Source organism: Microbacterium sp. PMB16 (assembly GCF_051294855.1).
GTDB lineage: Bacteria > Actinomycetota > Actinomycetes > Actinomycetales > Microbacteriaceae > Microbacterium.
Genome location: NZ_CP145908.1, coordinates 3102303 through 3127462, shown reverse-complemented (window position 1 = coordinate 3127462; position 25160 = coordinate 3102303). Strand labels below are relative to the sequence as shown.

General features: G+C 68.0%; 22 protein-coding genes and 1 tRNA gene. 6 read left to right on the top strand and 17 right to left on the bottom strand.

What is annotated here, in order from left to right; all coding sequences use genetic code 11:
• Positions 1-33 precede the first annotated feature (33 nt).
• Entirely contained in the window at positions 34-2484 is a 2451-nt protein-coding gene (locus V5D55_RS14935; protein ID WP_435744413.1) for a hypothetical protein, read from the bottom strand.
• A 137-nt stretch (positions 2485-2621) separates the two neighbouring features.
• Between V5D55_RS14935 and V5D55_RS14930 the strand changes: the two genes are divergently transcribed.
• Together V5D55_RS14930 and V5D55_RS14925 are read left to right on the top strand one after the other, a co-directional pair.
• Positions 2622-3119, top strand: a complete 498-nt coding sequence (locus V5D55_RS14930) for a hypothetical protein (protein WP_435744411.1) — start codon at positions 2622-2624, stop codon at positions 3117-3119.
• A 2-nt stretch (positions 3120-3121) separates the two neighbouring features.
• Positions 3122-4117, top strand: a complete 996-nt coding sequence (locus tag V5D55_RS14925) for a hypothetical protein (RefSeq protein WP_435744409.1) — start codon at positions 3122-3124, stop codon at positions 4115-4117.
• Here V5D55_RS14925 and V5D55_RS14920 read toward each other — a convergent pair.
• Positions 4095-5108, bottom strand: a complete 1014-nt coding sequence (locus V5D55_RS14920; RefSeq protein WP_435744407.1) for a DNA topoisomerase IB — start codon at positions 5106-5108, stop codon at positions 4095-4097. The two genes, V5D55_RS14925 and V5D55_RS14920, sit on opposite strands and share 23 nt — an antisense overlap.
• 51 nt (positions 5109-5159) lie before the next feature.
• Entirely contained in the window at positions 5160-6455 is a 1296-nt protein-coding gene (locus V5D55_RS14915; RefSeq protein ID WP_435749318.1) for an MFS transporter, read from the bottom strand.
• Positions 6456-6562: 107 nt separating this feature from the next.
• On the opposite strand from V5D55_RS14915, the gene V5D55_RS14910 reads away from it, so the two are divergent.
• Positions 6563-7318, top strand: a complete 756-nt coding sequence (locus tag V5D55_RS14910; RefSeq protein ID WP_435744405.1) for a hypothetical protein — start codon at positions 6563-6565, stop codon at positions 7316-7318.
• Between the two features lie 7 nt (positions 7319-7325).
• Here the strand turns inward: V5D55_RS14910 and V5D55_RS14905 are convergent, their stop codons facing one another.
• From V5D55_RS14905 to gltX, 3 genes are all read right to left on the bottom strand, one after another.
• Positions 7326-8321 carry an SDR family oxidoreductase gene (locus V5D55_RS14905; RefSeq protein WP_435744403.1) on the bottom strand — a complete coding sequence of 332 codons (996 nt, stop codon included), beginning with the start codon at positions 8319-8321 and terminating at the stop codon, positions 7326-7328.
• An 80-nt stretch (positions 8322-8401) separates the two neighbouring features.
• Positions 8402-8473, bottom strand: a tRNA-Gln gene (locus V5D55_RS14900).
• A 110-nt stretch (positions 8474-8583) separates the two neighbouring features.
• Positions 8584-10089, bottom strand: coding sequence for a glutamate--tRNA ligase (gene gltX, locus V5D55_RS14895; protein WP_435744399.1), 1506 nt, complete (start codon positions 10087-10089; stop codon positions 8584-8586).
• Between the two features lie 175 nt (positions 10090-10264).
• Between gltX and V5D55_RS14890 the strand changes: the two genes are divergently transcribed.
• Positions 10265-11509 carry an acyl-CoA dehydrogenase family protein gene (locus V5D55_RS14890; protein ID WP_435744397.1) on the top strand — a complete coding sequence of 415 codons (1245 nt, stop codon included), beginning with the start codon at positions 10265-10267 and terminating at the stop codon, positions 11507-11509.
• Between the two features lie 57 nt (positions 11510-11566).
• Here the strand turns inward: V5D55_RS14890 and V5D55_RS14885 are convergent, their stop codons facing one another.
• The 5 genes from V5D55_RS14885 to V5D55_RS14865 form a co-directional block, all read right to left on the bottom strand.
• Positions 11567-12826, bottom strand: a complete 1260-nt coding sequence (locus V5D55_RS14885) for an MFS transporter (protein WP_435744395.1) — start codon at positions 12824-12826, stop codon at positions 11567-11569.
• Positions 12823-13599: a fumarylacetoacetate hydrolase family protein gene (locus V5D55_RS14880; RefSeq protein WP_435744393.1), complete on the bottom strand. Its 777-nt coding sequence runs from the start codon at positions 13597-13599 to the stop codon at positions 12823-12825. Before V5D55_RS14880 ends, V5D55_RS14885 begins: the two co-directional genes overlap by 4 nt.
• A 29-nt stretch (positions 13600-13628) precedes the next feature.
• Entirely contained in the window at positions 13629-14729 is a 1101-nt protein-coding gene (locus V5D55_RS14875) for a branched-chain amino acid aminotransferase (RefSeq protein ID WP_435744391.1), read from the bottom strand.
• A 62-nt stretch (positions 14730-14791) separates the two neighbouring features.
• On the bottom strand, positions 14792-15835 hold the full coding sequence (locus V5D55_RS14870) for a 3-isopropylmalate dehydrogenase (RefSeq protein WP_435744389.1): 1044 nt from the start codon (positions 15833-15835) through the stop codon (positions 14792-14794).
• Positions 15836-15909: 74 nt separating this feature from the next.
• Positions 15910-17445 carry an MFS transporter gene (locus V5D55_RS14865; RefSeq protein WP_435744387.1) on the bottom strand — a complete coding sequence of 512 codons (1536 nt, stop codon included), beginning with the start codon at positions 17443-17445 and terminating at the stop codon, positions 15910-15912.
• A 63-nt stretch (positions 17446-17508) separates the two neighbouring features.
• Between V5D55_RS14865 and V5D55_RS14860 the strand changes: the two genes are divergently transcribed.
• Complete coding sequence (locus V5D55_RS14860) at positions 17509-18051, top strand: TetR/AcrR family transcriptional regulator (RefSeq protein WP_435744385.1); 543 nt, start codon at positions 17509-17511, stop codon at positions 18049-18051.
• A 15-nt stretch (positions 18052-18066) separates the two neighbouring features.
• Here the strand turns inward: V5D55_RS14860 and serA are convergent, their stop codons facing one another.
• The 3 genes from serA to V5D55_RS14845 all read right to left on the bottom strand — a co-directional run bounded on the left by serA (position 18067) and on the right by V5D55_RS14845 (position 20605).
• The gene (gene serA / locus V5D55_RS14855) at positions 18067-19671 is read right to left on the bottom strand and encodes a phosphoglycerate dehydrogenase (RefSeq protein WP_435744383.1); all 1605 of its coding nucleotides are present in this window, start codon (positions 19669-19671) and stop codon (positions 18067-18069) included.
• Positions 19672-19811: 140 nt separating this feature from the next.
• Entirely contained in the window at positions 19812-20144 is a 333-nt protein-coding gene (locus V5D55_RS14850) for a hypothetical protein (RefSeq protein WP_435744381.1), read from the bottom strand.
• On the bottom strand, positions 20141-20605 hold the full coding sequence (locus V5D55_RS14845) for a hypothetical protein (RefSeq protein WP_435744379.1): 465 nt from the start codon (positions 20603-20605) through the stop codon (positions 20141-20143). The genes V5D55_RS14850 and V5D55_RS14845 overlap by 4 nt, the downstream gene beginning before the upstream one ends.
• A gap of 78 nt (positions 20606-20683) precedes the next feature.
• On the opposite strand from V5D55_RS14845, the gene V5D55_RS14840 reads away from it, so the two are divergent.
• Positions 20684-21622 (top strand): hypothetical protein, encoded by a 939-nt coding sequence (locus V5D55_RS14840; protein WP_435744377.1) that lies wholly within the window; start codon positions 20684-20686, stop codon positions 21620-21622.
• 93 nt (positions 21623-21715) lie between these two features.
• Here the strand turns inward: V5D55_RS14840 and ilvC are convergent, their stop codons facing one another.
• The 3 genes from ilvC to V5D55_RS14825 all read right to left on the bottom strand — a co-directional run bounded on the left by ilvC (position 21716) and on the right by V5D55_RS14825 (position 25136).
• On the bottom strand, positions 21716-22744 hold the full coding sequence (ilvC, locus tag V5D55_RS14835; protein WP_435744375.1) for a ketol-acid reductoisomerase: 1029 nt from the start codon (positions 22742-22744) through the stop codon (positions 21716-21718).
• 73 nt (positions 22745-22817) lie between these two features.
• Positions 22818-23330 carry an acetolactate synthase small subunit gene (gene ilvN / locus V5D55_RS14830; RefSeq protein WP_223625228.1) on the bottom strand — a complete coding sequence of 171 codons (513 nt, stop codon included), beginning with the start codon at positions 23328-23330 and terminating at the stop codon, positions 22818-22820.
• Between the two features lie 3 nt (positions 23331-23333).
• Positions 23334-25136: an acetolactate synthase large subunit gene (locus V5D55_RS14825; protein WP_435744371.1), complete on the bottom strand. Its 1803-nt coding sequence runs from the start codon at positions 25134-25136 to the stop codon at positions 23334-23336.
• Positions 25137-25160: the final 24 nt, after the last annotated feature.

Genomic DNA, 25160 nt, shown 5'->3' with positions numbered 1-25160 from the left:
TCCTGTCATCCGCAGGGACTGAGGATGGGCCGGTCACGAACCCGCGAGCCGGTGGCCGATCTCGGCATAGAGGCCGATGGAAGCAGTTCGGTGGGCCGCTGCCTCTTCCCTCGCGCCGTACATGTCTCTGATGGATGCGAGGATACGCTCGCTGCGAGCGACCTCGGCGCGGTCGCCGGTGGCCTCGGCGATCCCGCGCGCCTCTCGCGCCTGCTGCTCGGCTGCTGCGAGAAGCGGTGAGTTGTCGGTCGACACTGCCGCCTCGGCGACCAGTATCTCGGCAAGCGAGTTCGCCGCTTCTGTGGCGATGAGGGGCGATCCCGCTCGTTCCGCATCCCGCAGCACGCGGTCCGCCACCGCCCTGGCCTGTGCGAACAGGCCCGCACGAGCGTCGATCCGAGCGGCGAGCAGTTCGAGGTCGGCGGTGGTCGCGAACTCCCCCGCGACCTTCAGCGTCTGCAGGGCGTCGTCGCAGCGACGCCGGGCGAGCACATCGTCACCGCGCGCCTCCGCGACGAGCGCGAGCGTGCGCCGCACGAAGGGGAGCGAGTCGACGGTCGATTCGTCGAGAAGCGTCTGCAACTCCGTCTCGGCGTGCGCGAGCCGGCCCACCGCGAGCAGGAGCAGGGGACGATTGCCTCGAACCACGGCGACATTGAGGTCGTCTCCCTGGTCCACGGCCATAGCGAGAGCGACGGCGTACTCCACCTCGGCTTCCGGATACCGGGCCAGGATGCGCAGGGTGTCGGCGTGGTTTCCGGTTGCACGCCCTTCCACGATCCGATCTCCGGCCGTGCGGGCGTAGGCGATCGCGCGCTGGTACGACTCGAGGGCCTCTTCGAGATGACTCATCCATCGCTGGACGTTCCCGATCTGATTCCAGGTGCGCGCGAGCGCGGCCCCCTCCGCGACGCGCCGCACCCGGTGCAGGGTGATGAGCGCCTCATCCAATCGACCGAGCTTCTCGGCGCAGTGCGCCACCCCCAGCCCGATCTCCGGTGCCAGATCCCGTCCGACCCCGCGGGCGGCGAGGTCGTGCAGTCGCAGCGACTCACTCCACAGAGACCACCGCGACAACGCGGCGTGCGATTCGAGGGCGAGACGCTCGAGGGCCTCATCCAGCCCGTGCTCGCGAGCGGCCTCCGCGACGGCCAGCACGGTGGCGACCTCGTGTGCAGCGTAGTCAGGACTCGCTGCGATCGCCTGGAGGACCGCACGCGCCGCACGGTCGACGAAGTCGCGGCGTGCCGATGACGGCCGCAACGATCGCGATCTCTCGGCTGCGAAGTCGAAAACCGTGGCATGCATCCGAACGCGGCCGTCATGGATGTCGAGCAGATGCCGCGCCTGCAACCGCGCCAGCCCGGCATCCGCTCCGCTCCCGCCAGCGGCGACGATCACCGATTCCTCGACGTCGCGGTCGAGGAGGGCGATGTCGGCGAGGAGGTCGGCGTCCTCGTGCGACAGCGACCGCGTCGCAGCCTCGAGCACGGGGCGGATACGCGTGTCGCGCGGCTCCTGCTCGAAGCGGGACGCCAGATCCTCGAACGACCACCCCGCGTGCTCTCGGACGATCCCCGCGAGCATGGCGAGATCGAGCGGCAGCCCCCCTCCCACTGCGACGATGCGACCCAGCGCCTCCTCGGCAGGCGCGCGAGACGGGAAGCGTTCGACACCGTCGCCCGGGGCGAGGAGATGGGTGAGCAGTCGTCGCGCGCTCGCATCGTCCATCGGCGGCACGGCCACGCGAACGACGCGGAGGCGGTCCGCCCGGACGCGACTCTCGAAATCGGCGAGATCGCCACGCGACGTGACGATGACGCGGACCCCGGGGACGACGAGCGCTGCGAGTCGGCGTGGGTCGACGGCGTCCTCGATGATGACGGTCGTGCCGCCCGCCGAGATCTTCCACTGCTCGCGGAGGCGCGGAAGCTCATACGGCAGCGAGCGGACGCCCAGCGCGCCGAGCATCCGTCGGAGGATGTCGATCGGGTCCGCTGTCGGGCGATCCGCCTCGGACTCGCGCAACTGAACCGTGAGAACCGCACCCCGGCCGGCCAGCGCCGAGGCGAGAGTCGTCTTTCCGACTCCGGGGAGGCCTGTGAGCAGGATCACGTCGCCTGATGGGATCGATGCGAGGAGCTCTTCTCGACCGATCTCCGTGCCAGCGGCGGCACGCGGAGCGAGCGAGACCTCGACGTGCACTCCCGAGCGTTCACCGCTGAGGGCGCTGGCCATATCGCGCCAGCGCTCCGCCTCTCGTTCGTCTCGACCCAGCACCCGCACGATGTCGCCGACGAGGCGACTGTCGACGCGCCTGCGACCAGGGCGGAAACAGTCGTACACCGTGACCTTGGCGGGTTCTTCCCCTACGCGCAGGCGCCCGATCCGGCGCGCGATCTCGGCGTAGGACGGAGACCCGTCCGCGACCCGCAACCGCACGAGTCCGACGCACAGGTCGTCGAGCGTGCGCGGGTCGGGCATGTGTCGAGCCTAGGTGAGAGCGGCGCCGGCTCGGCACGCGTTCGGACTCGTTCGAACTCCCGCGCGTCGGTGCCGTGTCTCCCTAAGCTCGCTCCCCGGAGGGGCCGCCCGGCCCGCCCAGACAAGGAGACTCCCCCATGACTTCACGCGCAGAGATCGCGGCGAAACTCGACGACTTCGCTTTCCAGAAGGTCAACTTCGGCGGCTTCCTGATGAACAAGCGCGCCAAGAACTCCCACGCGCTCTGGACTCGGAGCAGCGACAAGGGAGTGACGGAGCTGGCGATCCTGACCACGCGGGACTACGGAGACGGCAATGTGTACGACGTCGCCGCCTTCATCCCCGGCGGGACTGTCTCGCCCTCGGCCATCGCCGAACTCGCGCCGCAGGCGGAGAGCCTCGCCGACCGCGTGAATCTGCGTGCGCACGGCTACGTGTACACGTGCCTCGAGCCCTGGGACGGCGGAGACACGATCTGGATATCGAAGAAGCCAGAGTTCCGGTCGCTGAGCCGACAGGAGGAAGGGATCTTCGTGATCCCGATCCAGCGGCTGACCGGCCCGGGCGTGCCGCGCTGGCTGGCGTGGGCACGCGACAAGGGCCAGCTGAACATCGCGATCGTCTACAAGCCCTGACGATGTCGGCATCGCTTGACGGGGAAGCCGTCGCCCGCGCACCTCGACGCGCGGGCGGCGCCCGTCTGCTCGCTTCACTCGCCGTCGCCTATCTGGGGATCGCGGCACTCATCGCCTTCTACGTGCTGCCGACCGGAATCGGTCTGGACGGTGCGACCCTCCTGGTCGCCCAGTCCGCGGCGTTGCTCGTGGGAGCAGTGCTCGTCGCCGCGGTGGCGATCACGATCAGACGTCACGAACGTCGGCGCGCGTCGCTCAGAGCCATGGCGGACGCGCTCGGGTGGGTCTATCGCAGCGACGTCGGCGATTGGCTCTGGGGCGGTTCCGTCGACGAGCAGATCGATCGATCAGCGCGGAGCACGCGCGACCACCTGGATGCCCGCGCGGCCGCTCTGCCGTTCGACTCCGCGGAGCGCACCTTCGTCGTGGGCGACGGCGAGGGGTCGACGATGCACAGCATCCGGGCAGTGCGCATCCCGCTTCCGTCCGAGGCGCCGAGGATCGCCCTGCGCTCCCGGCGTGGCGGGGGCGCCCTCAGCGTCCTGCCGCGGCGACCGTCGGGCCGATCGGAGCTGCGACTCGAGGGCGACTTCAGCGACGTCTTCGAAGTCTCCGTGCCCACCGGATACGAGACCGACGCGCTGTACGTCCTCACTCCCGATCTGATGGCGATCATCCTCGATCACAGCCACGACCTCGATCTGGAGATCGTCGACAGCACGCTGCACGTGTACTTCTCTGCCATCGATCTCTCCGATGCCGTCGAGCTCAGTCGATTCCTCACGGTCATCGCCGCTCTCTACGACCGGTTCGGTCGACGGACCATGCTCTACCGAGATGACGCGGCGCCGCCCCTGGACGAGAACGCGTACCGCCGGGAAGGCGACACGCTCTCCGCTCCGGCGCGCACCCTGAAGACCCGTGTGCGCTGGTGGCCGGTGATCGCCGCAGTGCTCACACCGCTCGTGCCGCTGATCATCGGCCTCGTCTGGACCTGAAGCGGCGGTTGACCTTGCGGGTCTTCTCGGGACCGCCCAGCAGTCGCCGGATGGCGGTCTCGGGCGACACTGTGAGATCGAGGGTCTGTGCTCGCGCGTAGAGGCGGAACACCCGCGGATCGATGTAGCTGCCGCGTGCGACCGCTGTCGTGTTGCCGAGAGCCGTAGCCGTCGCCTGGACGGCCAGTCGCTCTGCCTTCCCTCGGTCTCCGCGACCGTCGAGGGGTCCGATTCGGGCGAGCGCGTCGGCGGCCACGATGGTCCCGTGGAGCGTGCGGAAGTCCTTCGCCGAGAACGAGGCGCCAGTGATCTCCCGCACATAGTTGTTGACCTCGGCGGGTGTGATGCGCACGCGCCTGCGGCCCTTCCGATAGGCGAGCAGGAACTCGCGCGGCGACCCGGTGGCGAAGTCGGTGAGCCCCTCGGCGAGGGACTCATCGGTGATCTCGATCGAGGCGGTGCGACCGCTCTTGGCCGGGAAGGAGAGAACGACGGATGCGCCGTCGACCCGCACATCCCGACGGCGGAGGGTGGTCAATCCTCGACTGCCGTGGCGCACGAGATATCTCTCCGAGCCGATACGCAGGGCAGCGTCGTCCAGGAGGCGGAAAGCGATGGCGAGTGCTCTGTCCTTGGTCTGTCCATCGTCGCGGAGTGCGCGGGTCACCTGCGCACGGGCGCCCGGCAGGGCGGCGGCGAGGTCGAGGGCGCGGACGAACTTGCGCCGATCCCTCGAGACCCGCCAGAGCGGGTGGTACAGGTACTGCTTCCGCCCCGCCTCGTCCACTCCCACCGCCTGGATGTGCGCGAGCGGATCCGCCGAGATCCAGACATCGGTCCACGCCGGCGGGATCACCAGATCATGGATCCGCTCCCGGTCGGCCTCCGGAGCCGGTGAGTTCGCATGGTCGACGTATCGGAAGCCGGATCCCGAGCGCACGCGCCGGAAACCGGGATCTTCACCGGGTATCACCCGAGTCAGTGCCGCCATGCGTCGTTCCTCCTCATCCCGAAGCGGAGTGCGACGACCGCGACCGCTCGATCACAACGGTGCCGATGCCTCTCCCCCGGCGGAAGGGAGTGGCGCCGGATGCTCAGCCGTGCTATCCGTCACACCGTTGGCGTCGGCAGGCACGACCCTCTCCAACACGATCGCGAGCACGCCGACCGCGAGGCTTCCCGCGACCATGACTCCGATGAACCAGCCGTCCAGGCCCTCCCCGAGCATCACCCCGGCGACGAGCGGTCCCATGATCGCCCCGCCCTGGAACGCAGCGGAATTGATCGCGTTGTAGCGACCGCGGGTGCGGTCGGAGGCGAGGTCGTTGTAGATCGCCGGGACCGTGGGCTGCAGCATCGTCTCGCCGAAGGCGAAGACGCCCATGAACGCGATCACGCCGATCGCGGCGGCGAGGGATGCCGGCAGGAATCCTGTCCCGCCCAGCACGATCCAGGACAGCGCCCAGATGAGCGCCATCACCTGCATCACCCGCGTGCGACGTCTGCCCGAGATGAGCCGGAGCACGGCGAACTGCAGAAGCACGATCACCGCGGTGTTCACCGCGAACGAGAGTCCCACCACCTGCGTCGAGACTTCGGCGACCTGCCGGGCGAAGGCGGGGAAGCCGGCCTCCATCTGCCCGTAGCCGATGAACACCGAGAGGAACGTCAGGAGCGTCAGCCAGAGCACCGCCGGTCGCCGCAGGATCTCGCGGTAGCCGCCCGCAGAAACCTCTGTGTCATCGGCATCCGATTGGGTGCGCATGCGACGCAGCGGTCCGAGCAGCAGTGCGAGCGGAATGAGACTGCTCGCGGCGTCGATGAGGAAGATCGTCGTGAACGTCGTGGGATCGTGCACGTCGACGAAGAATCCGCCGATGATGCCGCCCACGCCGATTCCGAGGTTCACCAGGGCGAAGTTGACGCCGAAGTACTGCTGGCGGACTTCGCCCTCGACCACGCTCGCGATGAGTGCGTTGAATCCGGGCCACGAGACGCCGAAGTTCACGCCGATCAGCATGACCGCCACGGCGGCGATCGCCGGATGCGTGGCGAACGCGAGCAGCGTGCAGCCGGCGATCATGGCGAGGAGTCCGACGATCAGCACCCGCCGTGCGCCCAGACGGTCGATGAGCGTGCCGCCCGGACCCGTCACGACCAGCCCGGTGATCGCGATGAGGCTCATCAGAGCGCCGGACACACCGAGGTCGAACCCGCGCACCTCGTGGAAGTAGATGATCGTGAAGGGCAGCGTCATACCGCGCCCGAGGGTCTGCACAGCCACGGTGGACAGCAGCCATCGCCCCTCGGTGGGCAGCGCACTCCAGAACGTCCTCATACCGGTCACCAGAACATCCTCCCCGCGGCCTCCGACATTGCCGTCACGGCGCGGGTCGAGAACATCCGGATTGTCTCGATCGCCCGTGCTCTGCGATGATCCTGATCATGGCATTGTCTTACGAGGACTTCCGCACGTCTCTGCTGTCGGCGGAGGGGCGCGGTCACCTCGGCATTCCGCTGACCGATGCCGAGGCGGCACAGGTGCACGCCGACGCCGCGTCGTCGCAGAGCTGGTACTCGTACTGGCTCACCACTCCCGCGGCAGCGCAGACCGACGCACCGGCAGCACCCCTCGGCGATCACGACCTGACGCACATCCTGCCGCTCGGCCCGGGAGCACCCGTTCCCGCCGGGCCCGCTCCGAAGAAGAAGCGCGTCGGTCTCTGGGTGACGCTCTCGATCGTCGGCGCGCTGCTGCTGATCGCGGCGATCGTCGTGGTCGTCGCCTTCACCACGGCTCGCCACTGGACGAAGGTCGACGTGCCGGAGAAGCCCGAGACGTTCCACAGCGAAGAGTACGAGACCGGGCGCTTCGACGTCACGATGGACACGACGAACCCCTGCACGGTCAACCAGGACTGGACCGACTGCATCAACGCGATGGCGGCGCAGTACGACGCGGCGTGCGGGGGCGTCGAGCTCACCGAGGTCGCGACACCGTTGTGCGAGCGCTATCTCTCCGCGATCGACGAGATGAGGGCGCTCGACGAGCCGGGCTCGTACGTCGCGACGCTCGGCGACTACGGCAGCCTCTCGCGCACGCCCGAGCTGGCGACGCGGCAGGTGTCGAACAACGATCAGAAGGACGCCGTCACCCACGAGGCCGTCTGCTACCTCGGGTTCATCGGGGAGTGCAAGTAGCGCGAGCTCAGCCTCGCGGCAACGCGAGGATCCGTTCGAACGCGGCGTCCTCGTCGGCATCGACGACCTGTCGCTCGGGGTGCGCGTCGTACCAGGCGACGATCTCGCTCGCGCCCTCGTCGAAGGCCACGGTGGTCCGGAATTCGGGGACGAGCGCCTTCACCTTGGTGTTGTCGAAGACCATCGAGTGCGTCCTGTCCCCGAGCAGCCCGCCGGCCCATGCGGGATGCACTGCGGCGATCGTGTCCGAGGACACATGTACGAGTTCCGGTTCGACACCGGCGGCGTCGGCGATCCAGCGATAGATCCGGTCCCAGGTCGGCGCGTGATCACCGGTGATGTGGAAAGCCTCGCCCACCGCCGCGGGATGACCCAGGAGGCCGACGAAGCCGACCGCGAAGTCGCGGGTGTGCGTGAGCGTCCACTGCGTCGAGCCGTCTCCGTGCACGACGACCGGCTTTCCCGCGCGCATCCGCGCGATGTCGGTCCATTGGCCCAACGTGGGCACCAGGGTCGCGTCGTAGGTGTGCGACGGGCGCACGATCGTCGCCGGGAAGCCGGTCTCGCGATAGGCCGACACCAGGAGATCCTCGCAGGCGATCTTGTCTCGCGAGTATTTCCAGTACGGGTTGCGCAAAGGCGTGGATTCGACGACCGGAAGACTCGTCGGGGGCTTCTGATAGGCGGATGCCGAGCTGATGAAGACGTACTGACCGACCTGTCCGTCGAACCGGTCGACGTTCGCCTGGACGTGCGCCGGCGTGAAGGACAGGAAGTCCGCGACGACATCGAACTCACCGCCGGCTGCCTGTAGCGCATCCCTCGTGGCATCCGGATCCCGGATGTCGGCGACGATCGATCGGACGCCGGAAGGCAGCGGACGGATGCCCGTCGTGCCCCGGTTCAGCACGCTGACGTCGTGACCGGCCTCGAGGGCCCGGGAGACGCTTGCCGCACTGATGATGCCCGTGCCGCCGATGAACAGGATCCGCTTCGCAGTCATCCGGCCAGTCTGGCAGCACGCACGGGAGGAAGTGTGGATACAACGAAGAAACCCCCGCCTGAGCGGGGGTTTTCATCTTGCTGGGGTACCTGGACTCGAACCAAGAACAACGGAACCAGAAACCGCCGTGTTGCCAATTACACCATACCCCAAGGGCGAAACCGGAGCCTCGCACCGAGAGTCAAGCTTACCCGAGCGGGGCGTAGAAGCCAAAACGCCCCGCCGTGCACGACGCTCGGGCGCGTCGCCGATGCGTCCGTCCTCAGCTCGCCAGGAACGCCGACAGGCCGCGCAGGCGGCGCAGCGACTCGTCCTTCCCGAGCAGCTCCATCGACTCGAACAGCGGCGGTGAGACGCGGCGTCCGCTGATCGCGACGCGCGGAGGGCCGTAGGCGATGCGCGGCTTGAGCTCGAGGGTCTCGACGAGCGCGTGGGCGAGCGCCTCCTGGATCTTCTCCGGGGTGAACTCGCTCACCGGCTCGAGGGCGACGACGCACGCATCGAGCACCTCGGCGGCGTTCGCCGGCAGACCCTTGAGGGCATCGGCCTCGTACGAGACCTCGTCGGTGAAGAGGAAGCCGACCATGCCCGGTACGTCGCCGAGCAGCTGCACGCGCTCCTGCACGAGCGGCGCGACACGGAACGCGAGCACGAGCTGCTCGTGAGTGGGCTCGTCGAAGAGCCCGGCTGCCGCCAGGTACGGGACCGTGCGCTCGGCGAAGTCCTTCTCGTCCAGCATCCGGATGTGGTCGCCGTTGATCGACTCGGCCTTCTTCTGATCGAAGCGGGCCGGGTTGGGGTTCACGTTCTCGATGTCGAAGGCGGCGGTGAACTCCTCGAGGGAGAAGACGTCACGGTCGGGACCGATCCCCCAGCCGAGCAGCGCCAGGTAGTTGAGCAGCCCCTCGGGGATGAACCCGCGGTCACGATGCAGGAACAGGTCGGCCTGCGGGTCGCGCTTGGAGAGCTTCTTGTTGCCGGTCTCGCCCAGCACGAGCGGCATGTGCGCGAAGCGGGGAACGAATGTCGTGACGCCGGCGTCGATCAGCGCGGCGTAGAGCGAGAGCTGACGAGCGGTCGACGGCATGAGGTCTTCCCCGCGCAGCACGTGCGTGATGCCCATGAGCGCGTCGTCGACGGGGTTCACGAACGTGTAGAGCGGGATGCCGTTCGGGCGCACGACCACGAAGTCCGGGAACGACCCCGCCGGGAAGGTGACCTCGCCGCGGATCAGGTCGACATAGGTGAGGTCTTCGTCCGGAACGCGCAGCCGCAGCGCGGGCTGACGCCCCTCCGCGCGGAACGCTTCCTTCTGCTCGTCGGTCAGGTCGCGGTCGAAGTTGTCGTAGCCGAGCTGCTTCGCGCGGCCGTTCGCCTCGTTGCGCGCGTCGATCTCCGCGGCGTCGGAGAAGCTCTCGTAGAGCGCGCCGGTGGCGAGGAGCTTCTCGATGACTCCGCGGTAGATGTCGTGCCGCTCCGACTGGCGGTACGGCGCGTGCGGTCCGCCGACCTCGACACCCTCGTCCCAATCGATCTTGAGCCAGGTCAGTGCGTCGAGGAGCTGACGGTAGCTCTCCTCGCTGTCACGTGCCGCATCCGTGTCTTCGATGCGGAAGACCATCTTGCCGCCGTTGTGACGCGCATACGCCCAGTTGAAGAGCGCTGTGCGAACCAGGCCGACATGCGGCAGGCCCGTCGGCGAGGGGCAGAAGCGGACGCGGACGTCGGCACCACGTGCAGTCGTGGTGAGGGGGTGAGGGGTAGCCATAGCCCTTCGATTCTAGTTGGCGATGCCCCGCTGTCTCTCGGCTGGCCGTCGCCGTCATGAACCGCTTCCGGAGACACCGGGGGAAACACTTCCCCACCCGGAGTAATCATCCTTTCCCGGCTCTCCGCTCGGCTCCTATGGTTGCGGCACACGTTCCCCACAGGAAGGCACCACCATGACCACCACGGATGCAGTGACCACGAGCCTCGGCAATCGCTGGCGCGACACCTCCGCCCCCTCGACCAGCGAGGAGTGGCTCGACCGCGCCCAGGAGGTCGCTGACATCCTCGCGGTCGACGCGGTCGAACGCGACCGCGCCAACGCGACCCCGCACACCGAGGTGCAGCTGCTCAAGGATGCGGGGCTGGTCACGCTGCTCGGTCCGAAGGAGTACGGCGGAGCCGGCGAGAGCTGGGAGACGGCCTACAAAGTCATCCGGACCGTCGCCCGCGGCGACGGGTCGATCGGGCAGGTGCTCGGCTACCACTACCTCTGGGCGTGGGCGGCGCGCCTGGTGGCCACGGAGGAGCAGATCGCCGCTGTCGAGGAGCTCTACACGACGAACAACTTCGTCTTCGGCGGCGCGGTCAACCCCCGCGACTCCGATCTGACCATCCGCGAGGACGGCGACGAACTCGTCTTCTCCGGGCGCAAGTCCTTCTCCACCGGTGGCCAGATCTCGGACCTGACCGTGCTCGAGGGTGTCCTCGAGGGAACCGAGACGCACATCTTCGCCATCGTTCCCACCGCGCAGGAGGGCATCGTCTTCGCCGACGACTGGGACAACCTGGGCCAGCGACTCACCGAGTCGGGGTCGGTCGAGATCCGCGACGTGCGCGTGCCGTGGGCCGCCGCAGCCGGGTTCGTGGACAAGGTCTTCCAGCCGCTCACCTACAACACCTTGAACGTGCCGGCGATCCAACTCGTGTTCGCGAATTTCTACCTCGGCATCGCCCAGGGCGCGCTCGAGACGGCATCCGCCTACACGCGAACGACCACCCGCGCCTGGCCGTACGGCGGCGACGACAAGAAGCATGCGACCGACGAGTGGTACCTGCTCGAAGGCTACGGAACCCTGACGTCCAAGCTGTGGGCCGACGAGGCTCTGCTGGATGCCGTGGGCGCGGAGATCAGCGCCGTGCTCCATGCTCCGCGGGAAGAGCTCACCGCACGCCGCCGCGGCGAGATCGCCGTCCGGATCGCCGCGGGAAAGCTGCGGATCGTCGACGACGGTCTCGAGGTCGCCACGAAGGTCTACGAGCTCACCGGAGCCAGGGCGTCGGCGAACTCCGTCGGTCTCGACATCTTCTGGCGGAACCTCCGCACCCACAGCCTGCACGACCCGATCGCCTACAAGAAGCGCGAGGTCGGCGGGTACGTGCTGCTCAACGAGGTGCCGGAACCGACCTGGTACACCTGAGCGACGAGTGGGCGTGTCCTCTGCTCGTCGAGCGGAGGACACGCCGCCGAGCGGGCATCACCGCGCGGAGGTGCGCCCCAGGGGCGACAGCACGACGATCGCGATGACCAGGACGGATGCCGCGATTCCGAGCCCCGCGTACTGGAAGTTCGACAGCACCACCCCGGCCAGCACCGAGCCCACCGCCGCCGACAGGCTCATCAGGGAGTCGCTTCGTCCCTGTCGACGGGTGCGGATCTCCGGTGCCGACGCCTCGGTGAGGAGAGCCGCACCGGCGACCGTGGCCGCGCTCCATCCGAGCCCGAGCAGGATCAGCGCGACCATCACGCCCCAGGTCTCCGTGCCCGAGAACACCGCGAACGCGAGAGCACCGCCGAGCAGCACCTGCCCGAGCAGCACAACCCGCAGCCTTCCCCAGCGGTCGGCGAGCACGCCGAAGAGCGGCGACAGCGCATACATCCCGCCCACGTGCAGCGCGATCGTGATCCCCACGAGGGCGGAGACGTCGGCCGGCGTCGCAGCCATCCCGTGCGCACCGTGCGCCATGTGCGAGAGGTGCACCGGGGTCATCGCCATGACCGACGCCATCACGACGTGCGAGCCCGCGACGGCGAAGATCGCGTAGCGTGCCACCAGCGGCCGGTCGGCGATCCGGGCCCCCGTCGCCGCGACCGCTGCTTTCGCCAGACGCTGGGCCGCGAGCAGCGGGTCAGGGCGCAGGGCGACCAGGTAGAGCACGAGCGCCGCACACTGGGCGACGAACGAGAAGACGTAGGAGCCGGTCTGGGGCGGCATCCCGATCGCTGCCCCGACGATCTCCCCCGGTCCGAGCAGCAGCGGCCCGGCGACGCCGCCGATGGTCGTCGACCACACCACGATCGAGAGGTCCCTCCCGCGATGCTGCGGAGCGGCGAGGTCGGTCGCCGCGAACCGCGACTGCAGGTTGCCCGCATTGCCCGCGCCGATCATCAGGATGCCGGCCAGCAACAGCGGGAAGACCCGCACGGATGCCGCGAGGATCACGACTGCGATGCCGACGAGAGCGAAGAGGTTGCCGAGAGTCAGCGCCCGGCGACGGCCGACTCGGGCGGCCAGTCGCGCCAGCGGGATGGCGCACACCGCGGCGCCGAGGGTCACGGATGCCGTGGCCAGGCCAGAAAGAGCATCACTGCCCGAGATGTCGGCGGCCAGCAGTGCGCCGAGAGAGACCGTCGCCCCGAACGCGATGCCGCCGAGAACCTGGCCGAACGAGAGCACCAGGACGGTGCGCCGTTGCACGGCCGACTGTTGCGCCGCCGTCAAGGCGACGCCGGTCATGATGCGCGAGCGGCGTCGCGTGCGACGTTGCGCAGGATTCCCAGCCCCGAGATCTCGACCTCGACGACGTCTCCGGCACCGAACGCGCCGACGCCCGCCGGCGTGCCGGTCATGATGACGTCTCCCGGAAGCAGGGTGAACACGGCGGACGCGTACTCGATGATCGCGGCGACGGAGTGGATCATGTCGGTCAACGGCGCCTGCTGACGCACGTCACCGTTGACGCGGGTCTCGATCGTCGCGGAAGCGGGATCGAAGTCCGTCTCGATCACCGGCCCCAGGGGACAGAACGTGTCGAAGCCCTTCGCCCGCGCCCACTGGCCGTCCTTGCGCTGCAGGTCGCGCGCGGTCACGTCGTTGCCGATCGTGTAGCCGAGCACGTAGTCGAGTGCGTTCTCGGCCTTGACGTTCTTGGCGATCTTGCCGATGACGACCACGAGCTCGCCCTCGTACTCGGTCTGCTCGGAGAGGGCCGGTCGCACGATCGCATCGTTCGGCCCGATGACCGCGGTGTTCGGCTTGAGGAACAGCAGCGGTTCCTCCGGCGCCACTCCCCCCATCTCGGCCGCATGGTCGTGATAGTTCTTGCCGACGCAGACGACCTTCGACCGCGGGATCACGGGAGCGAGCAACGCGACATCCGCCAGGGGCACCCGAGCACCGGTGGTCTCGTAACCGGTGAACATCGGATCCCCGGCGAGCACGACGATGTCGCTCCCGTCGATGATCCCGTAGCTGATGGCGTCGTCGTGGCTGAACCGGGCGATCTTCATGGATCCAGCCTACCGAGCACCGTCGAGCGTCAGGCGTCCAGACGCAGCAGCCAGCCGTGCCTGTCCTCGCGGCGGCCGTACTGGATGTCGGTGAGCTCCTCACGCAGCGACAGGGCGAGTTCGCCCAGCGGCTGCGGCTCGTCGAAGCCCTCGCCGACCAGGGCACCGATCGGAGTGACGACGGCAGCGGTTCCGCACGCGAACACCTCGACGATGTCACCGGATGCCACGCCTTCGCGCCACTCGTCGATCGAGATCGGGCGCTTCTCCACGGTGTAACCGCGATCCTCGGCGAGCTGCAGCAGCGAATCGCGGGTGATGCCCTCGAGGATGCTGTCCGACTCGGGCGTGACGACACGGCCGTCCTTGAAGACGAACACGACGTTCATGCCGCCGAGCTCCTCGACGTTGCGGTGCTCGTTCAGGAACACGACCTGGTCGCAGCCCTGGGTGCTCGCCTCGGACTGCGCGAGCAGGCTCGAAGCGTAGTTGCCGCCGGTCTTCGCCTTGCCCGTGCCGCCCTTGCCCGCGCGGGCATAGTCCTCGGAGAGCCAGATGCGCACCGGCTTCACGCCACCCGAGAAGTAGGCGCCGGCGGGGCTGGCGATCACGTAGTAGGCGACCTTCTGTGCGGCGCGCACACCGAGGAAGGCCTCCTTGGCGAACATGAACGGTCGCAGGTACAGGCTCTGGTCGGCGCCGGACGGCACCCACCGCCCGTCGACGGCGATCAGCTGGCGCAGCGACTCGATGAAGTAGTCGGTGGGCAGCTCCGGGAGGGCGAGCCGGCGGGCGCTCGCCTGGAGGCGCGCGGCGTTGCGGTCGGGGCGGAAGGTGTGGATCGAACCGTCCTCGTGACGGTACGCCTTGATGCCCTCGAAGATCTCCTGCGCATAGTGCAGGACGGATGCTGCAGGGTCGAGCGGGATCGGACCGTAGGGCTGCACACGCGGACGGTGCCAGCCTCCCTTGACCGACCAGCAGATGTCGACCATGTGGTCGGTGAAGACCACGCCGAATCCCGGGTTCTCGTGCACCTCGGCCACTCGAGCCGGCGTCGCCGCCGCGAGGTTCTTGGTCACAGCGAAATCGAGCGGCGCCACGGCGGCCTCTGCATCGATGGTCGTCATCTTCGTCATCCGTTCCTTGTGGGTGGGCGCATCGTCGCGCCTTCTCAGCCTACGCCCGCCGGTCAGAGGCGGGCAGTGATCGCGGAGCCGATCTCCGCTGTCGTACGCGCCGCGCTGCGAGCGGCGATGTCCGCCTCGACCGCTGCGCTGACGCGAGCCGATTCGGCTGTGAGGCCCAGGTGATCGAGGAGCAGCGCGATCGAGAGGATCGCCGCCGTCGGGTCGGCCTTCTGCTGCCCGGCGATGTCGGGAGCCGAGCCGTGCACCGGCTCGAACATCGAGGGGAACGCGCCATCCGGATTGATGTTGCCGGATGCGGCCAGGCCGATTCCTCCGGTGACCGCACCCGCGAGGTCGGTGAGGATGTCGCCGAACAGATTGTCGGTGACGATGACGTCGAACCGCGAGGGATCGGTGACCAGGAAGATCGTGGCGGCATCCACGTGCAGGTAGTCGACCGCGACGTCGGGGTGCGCAGCCGCGACCTCGTTCACGATGCGCTGCCAGATGCCGCCGGCGTGCACCAGCACGTTGGTCTTGTGCACGAGCGTGAGCTTCTTGCGCCGCCGCTCGGCGAGATCGAAGGCGTAGCGCACGACTCGCTCGACGCCGAAGGCGGTGTTCACCGACGTCTCGTTGGCGATCTCGTGCGGCGTTCCCTTGCGGATCGCACCTCCGTTGCCCACGTAGGGTCCTTCGGTCCCCTCGCGCACCACGACGAAGTCGATCTCGCCCGGGTTCGCGAGCGGGCCCGGTGCGCCGGCGAACAGCTTCGAGGGACGCAGGTTCACGTAGTGATCGAGGGTGAAGCGCAGCTTCAGCAGCAGCCCGCGCTCGATGTTCGCATCCTTGAGACGCGGGTCCCCCGGCGTGCCACCGACGGCCCCGAGGACGATGGCGTCGTGCGCGGCGATGGCCTCGAGGTCTTCGTCGGTGAGCGTGTCGCCGGTCTCGAGGTAGCGGGCGGCACCGAGCGCGAAGCGGGTCTTCTCGAACACGACGTCGCTCTGCGCGGTCACCGCGTCGAGGACCTTCTCGGCCTCGGCGACGACTTCGGGTCCGATGCCGTCACCGGGGATGACGGCCAGCTTCACGACACGCGACATGACACTCCTTGCACCGGGTGGACCGGCTCCTGCGCGACGACGAGTCGAGCGGGCCGGTCCTCCCAGCGTAACGGTCAGTGCGAGGGTGCTTTGCGCAGTGTGACGGCGGCGATGAGTCCGGCGACGACGACCAGGGCGGCGCCGATCAGCGATGTCATCATCACACCCGACCCGAAGGCTGCGGCAGCGGCATCCCACAGCGATTCGCCGAGCTGAGCCGGCAGCTGCTCGGCAGCGGTGTACGCGCCCGCGAGAGTCTCGCGGGCCGCATGCGCCACGTCGGCGGGCAAGCCTGCCGGCAGCACCAGCGCTCCACGATAGAACGCTGTGATGATGCCGCCGAGGATCGCCGTGCCGAGCACCGCTCCGAGTTCGTATGCCGTCTCCGACACCGCGCTCGCGGCTCCCGCCTTCTCCACCGGAGCGCTCGACAGGATCAGCTCGTTCGAGATCGTCTCGGCGGCACCGATGCCGATGCCCAGCACCACGAAGGCGATGATGAGCGGGGCGACGCCGTGCTCGTGCGTGGTGAATGCCACGATCAGGTATCCCGCCACCGAGAACAGCAGCGCTCCTGGCACGAGGATGTGCGGCCGCAGGCGACGCGAGATCGGGACGACACCGAGGCCCGCGACGATCATCGCGAGCATTCCGGGGACGAGGGCGAATCCGGCCACCATGGGCGAGAGTCCCAGCACCAGCTGCAGGTGCTGCGACACGAAGTAGAGGAAGCCGACGAGCGCCACCACGCTGAGCAGGTTGACCATGATCGCTCCGGAGAAGGTGCCGCGACGGAACAGTGCCATGTCGAGCATCGGGATCTCCGCGCGGAGCTGACGCCGGACGAAGAGCACTCCCATCACGATTCCGAGCAGCGCCCAGGCTGCGACCGAGACGGACGGGCCGTCGACGGCGAGCGACTTGATCGCGTAGACGACCGGGATCATCGCTGCCATCGACAGCAGGATGCTGATCGGATCGATGCGACCAGGCTGGGGGTCACGGCTCTCCGGCACCAGCAGAGGGCCGGCGATGAGCAGAGGGATCAGCACGGGGACAGCGAGGAGGAAGACGGAGCCCCACGCGAAGTGCTCGAGCAGGAACCCGCCGACGATGGGTCCGAGCGCAGCGCCTGCGGAGAAGGCCGACGCCCACACAGCGATCGCCATCCGGCGCTGGTCGCGGTTCTGGAAGATCGAGCGCAGGAGGGACAGCGTCGACGGCATCAGCATGGCGCCGAAGAACCCGAGCAGCGCGCGTGCGGCGATCAGCAGTCCCGCCGTGGGCGCGAAGGCGGCGAGCACCGAGACCGCAGCGAATCCGGTCGCGCCGATCAGCAGCATGCGTTTCCGACCGAAGCGGTCTCCCAGGGTTCCCATCGTCACCAAGAGGCCGGCCAAGACCAGCGGATACACATCGATGATCCACAGCTGCTCTGCTCCCGAAGGCGCGAGCGCGATGGAGATCTCGGGCAGTGCGAAGCTCAGCACCGTGTTGTCCACCGATACCAGCAGCACCGGCAGCATGAGGACGACGAGCGCCGCCCAGCCGCGGGCTCCGACGCGGGGAGCATCCGTGTCTGTCGTCGGGATCGACGCAGTACGGGTCATGGAACACCTCTCAGGATCATGGCGGCCTCATTACTAAACCGTCCAGATGGTATAGTAACAGACATGCCCCGACCTCCCCTCGCCCGCGAGAAGGTGCTCGACGCCTTCGAGGCCATCCTGATCGCCGACGGTGAGCGCGCCGCGACCCTCGAGGCCACCGCCAGAGCGGCCGGGGTCTCCAAGGGCGGGCTCCTCTACCACTTCGGCTCCAAGGAAGAGCTCGCCGCCGGTCTTCTCGAGCGGCTCGACGCTTTGACGACCGCAGATCTCGAGATCATGGCGTCCGCAGACGAAGGACCCGTCGCCTACTACGTCCGCACCTCCGTGATGGAGGACGAGGCCCTCGACCGTGCCCTCATCGCCGCTTCACGACTGGCCCAGGGCGGCATGATCGCCGCCGCAGAGGGTCTCCGCGACAACCGTCGCCGCTGGCAGGAAGCGATCCGCCCGCATGTGCGCGACACAGCGAGCCTGGATCTGGTCATGCTGCTCAGCGACGGTCTCTACTTCAACAACTCGCTGGACGTGCACGGACCAGAGCGCCTGGTCCCCCACCGCGAAGAACTCGCCGCCCTGATCGCACTGGTCCTGAAGGCCACCGCCTAGCGGCGGCCACAGCGATCAGATCTCGGTGATCTCGATCTGACGGAACAGGTCGGCGTCGATGGCGGCGCTCACTTCCTCGAGCAGCTCCTCCGACACCGGCGAGTCGAGGGTCAGCACGCTGAGCGCCTGTGCGCCGGCTGCCTGACGAGCGATCTGCATGCCCGCGATGTTGACTCCCGCGTCGCCGAACTTCTGGCCGTAGACCGCGACGATTCCGGGGCGGTCGGTGTAGAGCATCACGACGTGGTGCTTCTCGATCGGGAGTTCGAGCGTGTGATCGTTGATCCCGACGAGCTTCTCGGCCTGCTTCGGGCCGGTCAGCGTTCCGGAGACCGACAGCTGCGACCCGTCCGACAGCGCACCGGTGAGAGTGATGATGTTGCGGTACTCGTCGCTCACGTCGTCTTTGAGCAGGCGGACCGCGATGCCACGCTGTTCGGCGAGCAGCGGCGCGTTCACGTAGGACACGGTCTCGCTGACGATGTTCGTGAAGACGCCCTTGAGGGCAGCGAGCTTGAGCACACTGACGTCGTACTCGTTGAGCTCGCCGTGCACCTCCACATCGAGGCTCGTGAGCGGCGACGTGGCGAGGGCGGCGAAGATCTGACCCAGCTTCTCGACCAGCGAGATACCAGGACGCACGTAGGGGTCGATGACCCCGCCGGCGACGTTCACCGCATCGGGAACCAGGTCACCTCCGAGAGCCAGGCGCACGGAGCGCGCGACCGAGACGCCGGCCTTCTCCTGAGCCTCTTCCGTGCTCGCGCCCAGGTGAGGGGTCACGACCACGTTCGGAAGGTCGAGCAGCGGGCGAGCCGTTCCGCCCTCTGCCGGCGGCTCCGACGTGAAGACGTCGAGTCCGGCACCGGCGATCTCACCGGCGACGAGCGCCTCGTGGAGCGCGGCTTCGTCGATCAGACCGCCGCGGGCGACGTTCACGACGAAAGCGGTCGGCTTCATGGCCTTGAACTGCTCGGCGCCGATCATGCCGGTGGTCTCCGGCGTCTTCGGCATGTGGATCGTGAGGAAGTCCGCTTCCGCAACGAGCTCGTCGAGGGTGAGCAGCTGCACGCCGAGCTGCTGCGCACGAGCGGACGTGACGTAGGGGTCGTAGGCGACGACGCGCATGTCGAAGGCGGCGAGACGCGCGGCGACGAGGGCGCCGATGCGGCCGAGGCCGACGATGCCGACGGTCTTCTCGAAGAGCTCTGCGCCCGTGAAGGAGCTGCGCTTCCAGGCACCGGCCGACAGCGAGGCGTGTGCGGCGGGGATGCGCCGCGCGAGGCTCAGGATGTGCCCGACCGTGAGCTCGGCAGCCGAGACGATGTTGGAGGTCGGGGCGTTCACGACCATGACACCGGCCGCGGTCGCGGCCTTGATGTCGACGTTGTCGAGGCCGACGCCGGCGCGGGCGACCACCTTCAGCTTCGGCGCGTGAGTCAGCGCCTCTTCGTCGATGTGGGTCGCCGACCGGATGAGCACCGCGTCCGCGTCGGACAGCGCCGAGAAGAGCGCGTCTCGGTCGGTGCCGTCGACGTTGCGGACGTCGAAGTCGGGGCCCAGGGCCTCGATCGTGGCGGGAGAGAGCACTTCAGCGATGAGCACAACGGGCTTCGGCACAGAGAAATCCTTCGGGGCAGCACGACAGGCGGGAGGGGCCGATGCGCCGCACACCGTGGGGGCGCGATCATCTCAACTGTACCCGAGCGCTCGCCGGGCTCCGTGCCGTGTGACGGCTCGCGTCACGTCCGGCAGCGAGATCAGGCGCTGGGCATCGTGAGACTCAGTGCGATGAGACTCATCCAGAACACGGCGACGATCCCCAGCCCCGCGAGGAACGTCAGCGCAAGCTCGCCCACCCTGCGGCGCCGCCCGATGACGTACGCGAAGGCGAAGACGATGGCGGGGAACACGACGCCGAAGAGCAGCGTCGCCCATCCGGCCCCGGTCAGACCGCCCTGTGCCATGGTGATCAGATGCGCGACCGCGTTCCAGACCGCGTAGGCATAGAAGAGCCCTGCCAGCCCGATGACGAGACCGACGATCCACCGCGGAGAGCCCGCCGATGCCTGAGTCGTCTGCGAATCGTTCATGCGCCGATCACCCCCACGGTCACGAACGGCCACGGCACGAGGAGCACGACTCCGGCGAGGAGCGCGGCGACCCGAACCCATCCGGCTCTCCCCCGGGTCAGCACCCAGCTCGCGAGGAACCAGAGCGCGGGGGCGGCGATCGCCAGGACGAACCACGGCAGGAACATCGCGTCATCGACGAGGAACGAGGCGAGAGGCTTCAGCCTCAACCCGCCGACCACCCAGCCGATCGTGTAGAGGAGGTAGACGCCGCCGACGACCCCGAGGATGAGCAGCATCGCGGTGCTCAATGCCGCGGGCGGCTCCGTCGAGGCCGCAGTGACGGTCCCGTCCGCCTCGATGCGACCGACGTCGTCGCTGCCCTTGCCGACGGCGTTCCAGCCCTGCGGCAACGCGGGATCCTTCGGTGTCGTCGCCTCGTCGCCGTCCCAGCTGAGCGCGTCGTCGGAATCGGAAGTCATCTCCCCAGAGTAGGACACGCCGTCCACTATGCTCGGGGTGCATCGGGCCACGGGGGCCTTGGCAAGGGAGGAATCGCTGTGGCTGAGAACAAGAAGGTCGACCGCGCCACGCAGAGCGAGTCGAGCGCAGCCGGCACGGAACCGCCCGCGGGATGGACCCCGACGGCCGGTGCCAAGAAGCAGGCGACCACGCTGCGGTGGATCGCCGCAGCCCTGTGGGCGCTGGCGATCGCGGCCGAAGCGGTCGGGATCTTCTGGCTGCTGCGTCAGCGCGTGTTCGTCGGCGAAGACGGAAAGCTCGTGCGCGACGCCGACACCGGACTGCTGCGCGAGCAGGGCGTCACCGCGCAGTTCCCGCAGTGGGCGTTCATCACCCTCCTCGTGCTGCTGGTCGTCATCGCCGCCCTCTCGATCACCGGCTCCGTGCTCTGGAAGAAGGCCAATCGCCTGGACCCGGCGCGGAAGTCCGACACGGTCCGATTCTTCGTGCAGAACCAGCTCGGAGCCATCATCGCGGTCATCGCGTTCGTGCCGCTCATCATCCTGGTCTTCCTGAACAAAGACATGGACAAGAGCCAGAAGACGATCGCCGGGATCGTCGGCATCGCCCTCGCCGCCCTCGCGGCCGTCCTCGGCACGACCTTGAACCCGCCCTCGGTCGAGCAGTACACCGCCGACCAGTCCGCGGTCATCCAGCTCCTCGGACAGGACGAGGTCGTCTGGGTCGACGGCGGCGCCGTCTACCACGTGTGCGACCAGGTCTCGGCGATCCAGACGGGCAGCGAGATCCGCACCGGGACGACGGCTGAAGCAGTCGAGGCGGGGAAGATCCGTCTCACCCTCCAGTTCGCCTCGGAGCTCCGCGCGTGCGACCTGGCGGTGCCGGAGAACGACGAGGAGATCACCGAAGCGCTCCGCGCCATCCAGGCTGGTCAGGTCGACACGGTGCTTCCCGCACCGGTCTGGGCCGACCCGACAGACGCCCCCATCGAGATCGACGAGGCTCCCGCCGAGTAAGCGGGCCGACCGGATTCGCTGGCAGCGGCCGCCCCGATACACGAAGAACGGGCATCCCCGAGGGGATGCCCGTTCTTCGTATGTCAGCTCAGATCAGCGCGCAGCCGAACCGTCGACGTAGTCTTCGTCGGTCTGCTTCCATGCGAAGAGCGAACGCAGCTCCTTGCCGGTGACCTCGATCGGGTGCGTCTCCTCCTTGGCGCGCAGCGCCAGGAACTCCTCGGCCCCGTTGTCCTGGTCGTCGATGAAGCGCTTGGCGAAGGCACCGGACTGGATGTCGGCGAGCACACCCTGCATGCTCTCCTTGACGCGGGCGTCGATGACGCGCGGGCCGGAGACGTAGTCACCGAACTCAGCGGTGTCGGAAATCGACCAGCGCTGCTTGGCGATGCCGCCCTCCCACATCAGGTCGACGATGAGCTTCAGCTCGTGCAGCACCTCGAAGTAGGCGATCTGCGGCTGGTAGCCCGCCTCGGTGAGGGTCTCGAAGCCAGCCTGCACGAGGTGGCTGACGCCACCGCAGAGAACGGCCTGCTCGCCGAACAGGTCGGTCTCGGTCTCTTCGGTGAAGGTCGTCTTGATGACACCGGCGCGGGTACCGCCGATGGCCTTCGCGTACGAAAGCGCGGTGGCCCAGGCGTGACCGGATGCGTCGCGCTCGACAGCGATGATGTCGGGGATGCCGCGGCCGGCGACGAACTCGCGACGAACCGTGTGCCCCGGAGCCTTCGGGGCGACCAGGATCACGTCGACGCCCTCGGGAGCGTCGATGTAGCCGAAGCGGATGTTGAAGCCGTGCGCGAAGGCGAGCGTCTTGCCCGCCGTCAGGTTCGGAGCGATCGACTCGCTGTAGATGGTGCGCTGGTGCTGGTCCGGCGCGAGGATCATGATCAGGTCGGCCCACTCGGTCGCCTCGGCGACGGTCTTGACGGGGAAGCCGGCCTCTTCAGCCTTCGCGGCGGACTTGGAGCCCTCCTTGAGCGCGATGGCGACCTCGACACCCGAGTCGCGCAGGTTCTGCGCGTGGGCGTGACCCTGCGATCCGTAACCGACGATGGCGACCTTCTTGCCCTGGATCAGGGACAGGTCTGCGTCGGCGTCGTAGAAGATCTCGGTGCTCACGGTGTGTTTCTCCTTGTTCGTGGTTGTGTGTCGGGGCCCTCGACATGCTCGGGACCCCGGTGAGTGTGTGTGGTCAGCCGCGCAGGACGCGCTCGGTGATGCTCTTGCCGCCGCGACCGATGGCGAGGAGTCCCGACTGGGCGATCTCCTTGATGCCGAAGGGCTCAAAGGCCTTGAGCAGGGCCTCGACCTTGCCCTTGTCGCCCGTGACCTCGACCACGAGCGCATCGGGCGCGTAGTCGACGACAGATGCACGGAACAGGTTCACGACCTCGATCACGTTCGATCGCGTGGCGTTGTCGGTGCGCACCTTGACGAGCATGTGCTCGCGCTGCACTGACGACGAGGCATCGAGCTCGACGATCTTGATGACGTTGATCAGCTTGTTCAGCTGCTTCGTCACCTGCTCGAGAGGAAGCTGCTCCTCCACGTCGACGACGACCGTGATCCGGGAGATACCCGGAACCTCGGTGACGCCGACCGCAAGGGACTCGATGTTGAAGCTGCGACGGGCGAACAGCCCGGCGACACGGGTGAGAAGACCGGGGCGGTCCTCCACCAGCAGGCTCAGCACATGGGTCGACATGGATCAGTCCTCCTCGTCGAACGTGGGCGCGTGGTCACGCGCGTACTGGACATAGCTGTTGCTGACGCCCTGCGGCACCATCGGCCACACCATGGCGTCGGCGCTGACCACGAAGTCGATCACCACGGGACGATCGTTCGTCTCGAGCGCGAGCTTGATGGCAGCATCCACCTCCTCCGCCTTCTCCACCCGGATCGCGAGGCATCCGTAGGCTTCACCGAGCTTGACGAAGTCGGGGATGCGCACGGTGCCGTGCCCCGTGTTGAGGTCGGTGTTCGAGTGGCGGCCATCGTAGAAGAGCGTCTGCCACTGCCGCACCATGCCCAGCGAGGAGTTGTTGATGATCGCGACCTTGATCGGGATGTTGTTGATCGTGCAGGTCGCGAGCTCCTGATTGGTCATCTGGAAGCAGCCGTCGCCGTCGATCGCCCACACGTGGCGGTCCGGCTCGGCGACCTTCGCACCCATCGCGGCAGGAACGGAGTAACCCATCGTCCCGGCGCCCCCCGAGTTCAGCCAGGCGTTCGGACGCTCGTACTTGATGAACTGCGCCGCCCACATCTGGTGCTGGCCGACGCCGGCGACGTACACGCCCTCCGGGCCGGTGAGCTCGCCGATCCGCTGGATCACATACTGCGGAGCGAGCAGACCGTCGTCGGGGGCCGTATAGCCGAGCGGGAACTCCTCGCGCAGTCCGTCGAGGTACGACCACCATTCGGAGATATCCGGCTGGGTGCTGCCGACGGTCCCGCGGAACGCGGCATCCAGATCGATCAGCACATCGCGCACGTCTCCCACGATCGGGACGTCGGCGTTGCGGATCTTCGAGATCTCCGCCGGATCGATGTCGACATGCACGACCTTCGCGTTGGGGGCGAAGTCGGCAGCCTTGCCGGTGACTCGATCATCGAACCGTGCGCCGAGCGCCACGATGAGATCGGACTCCTGGAGGGCGAGCACGGCCGGCACAGTACCGTGCATGCCCGGCATCCCGAGGTGCTGCTGGTGCGAATCGGGGAACACTCCGCGTGCCATCAGCGTCGTGACCACCGGCGCGTTCGTGGACTCGGCGAGGGCGAGGAGCTCTGCTGCCGCGCGCCCGCGGACCACGCCGCCACCGACGTAGAGCACCGGCTTCTTCGCATCCGCGAGCAGTGCCGCCGCGGCCTGGATCTGCTTGCCGTGGGCCTTGGTCACCGGACGGTAGCCCGGCAGGTCGACCTTGGGCGGCCAGACGAACGGCGCCGACTTCTGCTGCGCGTCCTTCGTGATGTCCACGAGCACGGGGCCAGGACGCCCCGTCGAAGCGATCTCGAATGCCGCGGCGAGGGCGCCGGGGATCTCGGAGGGCTCCTTCACCAGGAACGAGTGCTTCGTGATCGGCATGGTGATGCCGACGATGTCCGCCTCCTGGAACGCATCGGTTCCCATCAGGTGGCTGAAGACCTGTCCGGTGATCGCGACGATCGGCACGGAATCCATGTAGGCATCCGCGATCGCCGTCACGAGGTTGGTCGCGCCGGGACCCGAGGTCGCGATCGCGACACCGGTACGGCCGCTCGCGGCAGCGTATCCCTCAGCCGCATGCCCCGCGCCCTGTTCGTGGCGGACGAGGATGTGCCGGACGGTGTCGTCATCGAGCAGCGGGTCGTACACAGGCATGATCGTCCCGCCGGGGATGCCGAACACATCGGTCACGCCGAGGAGACCGAGGGTCCGGACGACGGCCTCAGCGCCCGTGATCTCGGGTGACGAGGCTTTCGGGGACGGTGGCCGTGGAACGGCCGGAGCGGAATCAGCAGTCATGTCTTTCCTTGATGATCTGAGAGT

Excerpts from the sequence above, each read along its gene's own strand:
- V5D55_RS14850 (WP_435744381.1), bottom strand. The coding sequence starts at position 20,144 with ATGAACGATTCGCAGACGACTCAGGCATCGGCGGGCTCTCCGCGGTGG.
- V5D55_RS14930 (WP_435744411.1), top strand. The coding sequence starts at position 2,622 with ATGACTTCACGCGCAGAGATCGCGGCGAAACTCGACGACTTCGCTTTC.
- V5D55_RS14885 (WP_435744395.1), bottom strand. The coding sequence starts at position 12,826 with ATGACCGGCGTCGCCTTGACGGCGGCGCAACAGTCGGCCGTGCAACGG.
- V5D55_RS14875 (WP_435744391.1), bottom strand. The coding sequence starts at position 14,729 with ATGACGACCATCGATGCAGAGGCCGCCGTGGCGCCGCTCGATTTCGCT.
- ilvN (WP_223625228.1), bottom strand. The coding sequence starts at position 23,330 with ATGTCGACCCATGTGCTGAGCCTGCTGGTGGAGGACCGCCCCGGTCTT.
- V5D55_RS14845 (WP_435744379.1), bottom strand. The coding sequence starts at position 20,605 with ATGACTTCCGATTCCGACGACGCGCTCAGCTGGGACGGCGACGAGGCG.
- V5D55_RS14860 (WP_435744385.1), top strand. The coding sequence starts at position 17,509 with ATGCCCCGACCTCCCCTCGCCCGCGAGAAGGTGCTCGACGCCTTCGAG.
- V5D55_RS14920 (WP_435744407.1), bottom strand. The coding sequence starts at position 5,108 with ATGGCGGCACTGACTCGGGTGATACCCGGTGAAGATCCCGGTTTCCGG.
- V5D55_RS14890 (WP_435744397.1), top strand. The coding sequence starts at position 10,265 with ATGACCACCACGGATGCAGTGACCACGAGCCTCGGCAATCGCTGGCGC.
- V5D55_RS14905 (WP_435744403.1), bottom strand. The coding sequence starts at position 8,321 with ATGACTGCGAAGCGGATCCTGTTCATCGGCGGCACGGGCATCATCAGT.
- V5D55_RS14825 (WP_435744371.1), bottom strand. The coding sequence starts at position 25,136 with ATGACTGCTGATTCCGCTCCGGCCGTTCCACGGCCACCGTCCCCGAAA.
- V5D55_RS14935 (WP_435744413.1), bottom strand. The coding sequence starts at position 2,484 with ATGCCCGACCCGCGCACGCTCGACGACCTGTGCGTCGGACTCGTGCGG.
- V5D55_RS14915 (WP_435749318.1), bottom strand. The coding sequence starts at position 6,455 with ATGAGGACGTTCTGGAGTGCGCTGCCCACCGAGGGGCGATGGCTGCTG.
- V5D55_RS14865 (WP_435744387.1), bottom strand. The coding sequence starts at position 17,445 with ATGACCCGTACTGCGTCGATCCCGACGACAGACACGGATGCTCCCCGC.
- V5D55_RS14925 (WP_435744409.1), top strand. The coding sequence starts at position 3,122 with ATGTCGGCATCGCTTGACGGGGAAGCCGTCGCCCGCGCACCTCGACGC.
- V5D55_RS14910 (WP_435744405.1), top strand. The coding sequence starts at position 6,563 with ATGGCATTGTCTTACGAGGACTTCCGCACGTCTCTGCTGTCGGCGGAG.
- V5D55_RS14880 (WP_435744393.1), bottom strand. The coding sequence starts at position 13,599 with ATGAAGATCGCCCGGTTCAGCCACGACGACGCCATCAGCTACGGGATC.
- gltX (WP_435744399.1), bottom strand. The coding sequence starts at position 10,089 with ATGGCTACCCCTCACCCCCTCACCACGACTGCACGTGGTGCCGACGTC.
- V5D55_RS14870 (WP_435744389.1), bottom strand. The coding sequence starts at position 15,835 with ATGTCGCGTGTCGTGAAGCTGGCCGTCATCCCCGGTGACGGCATCGGA.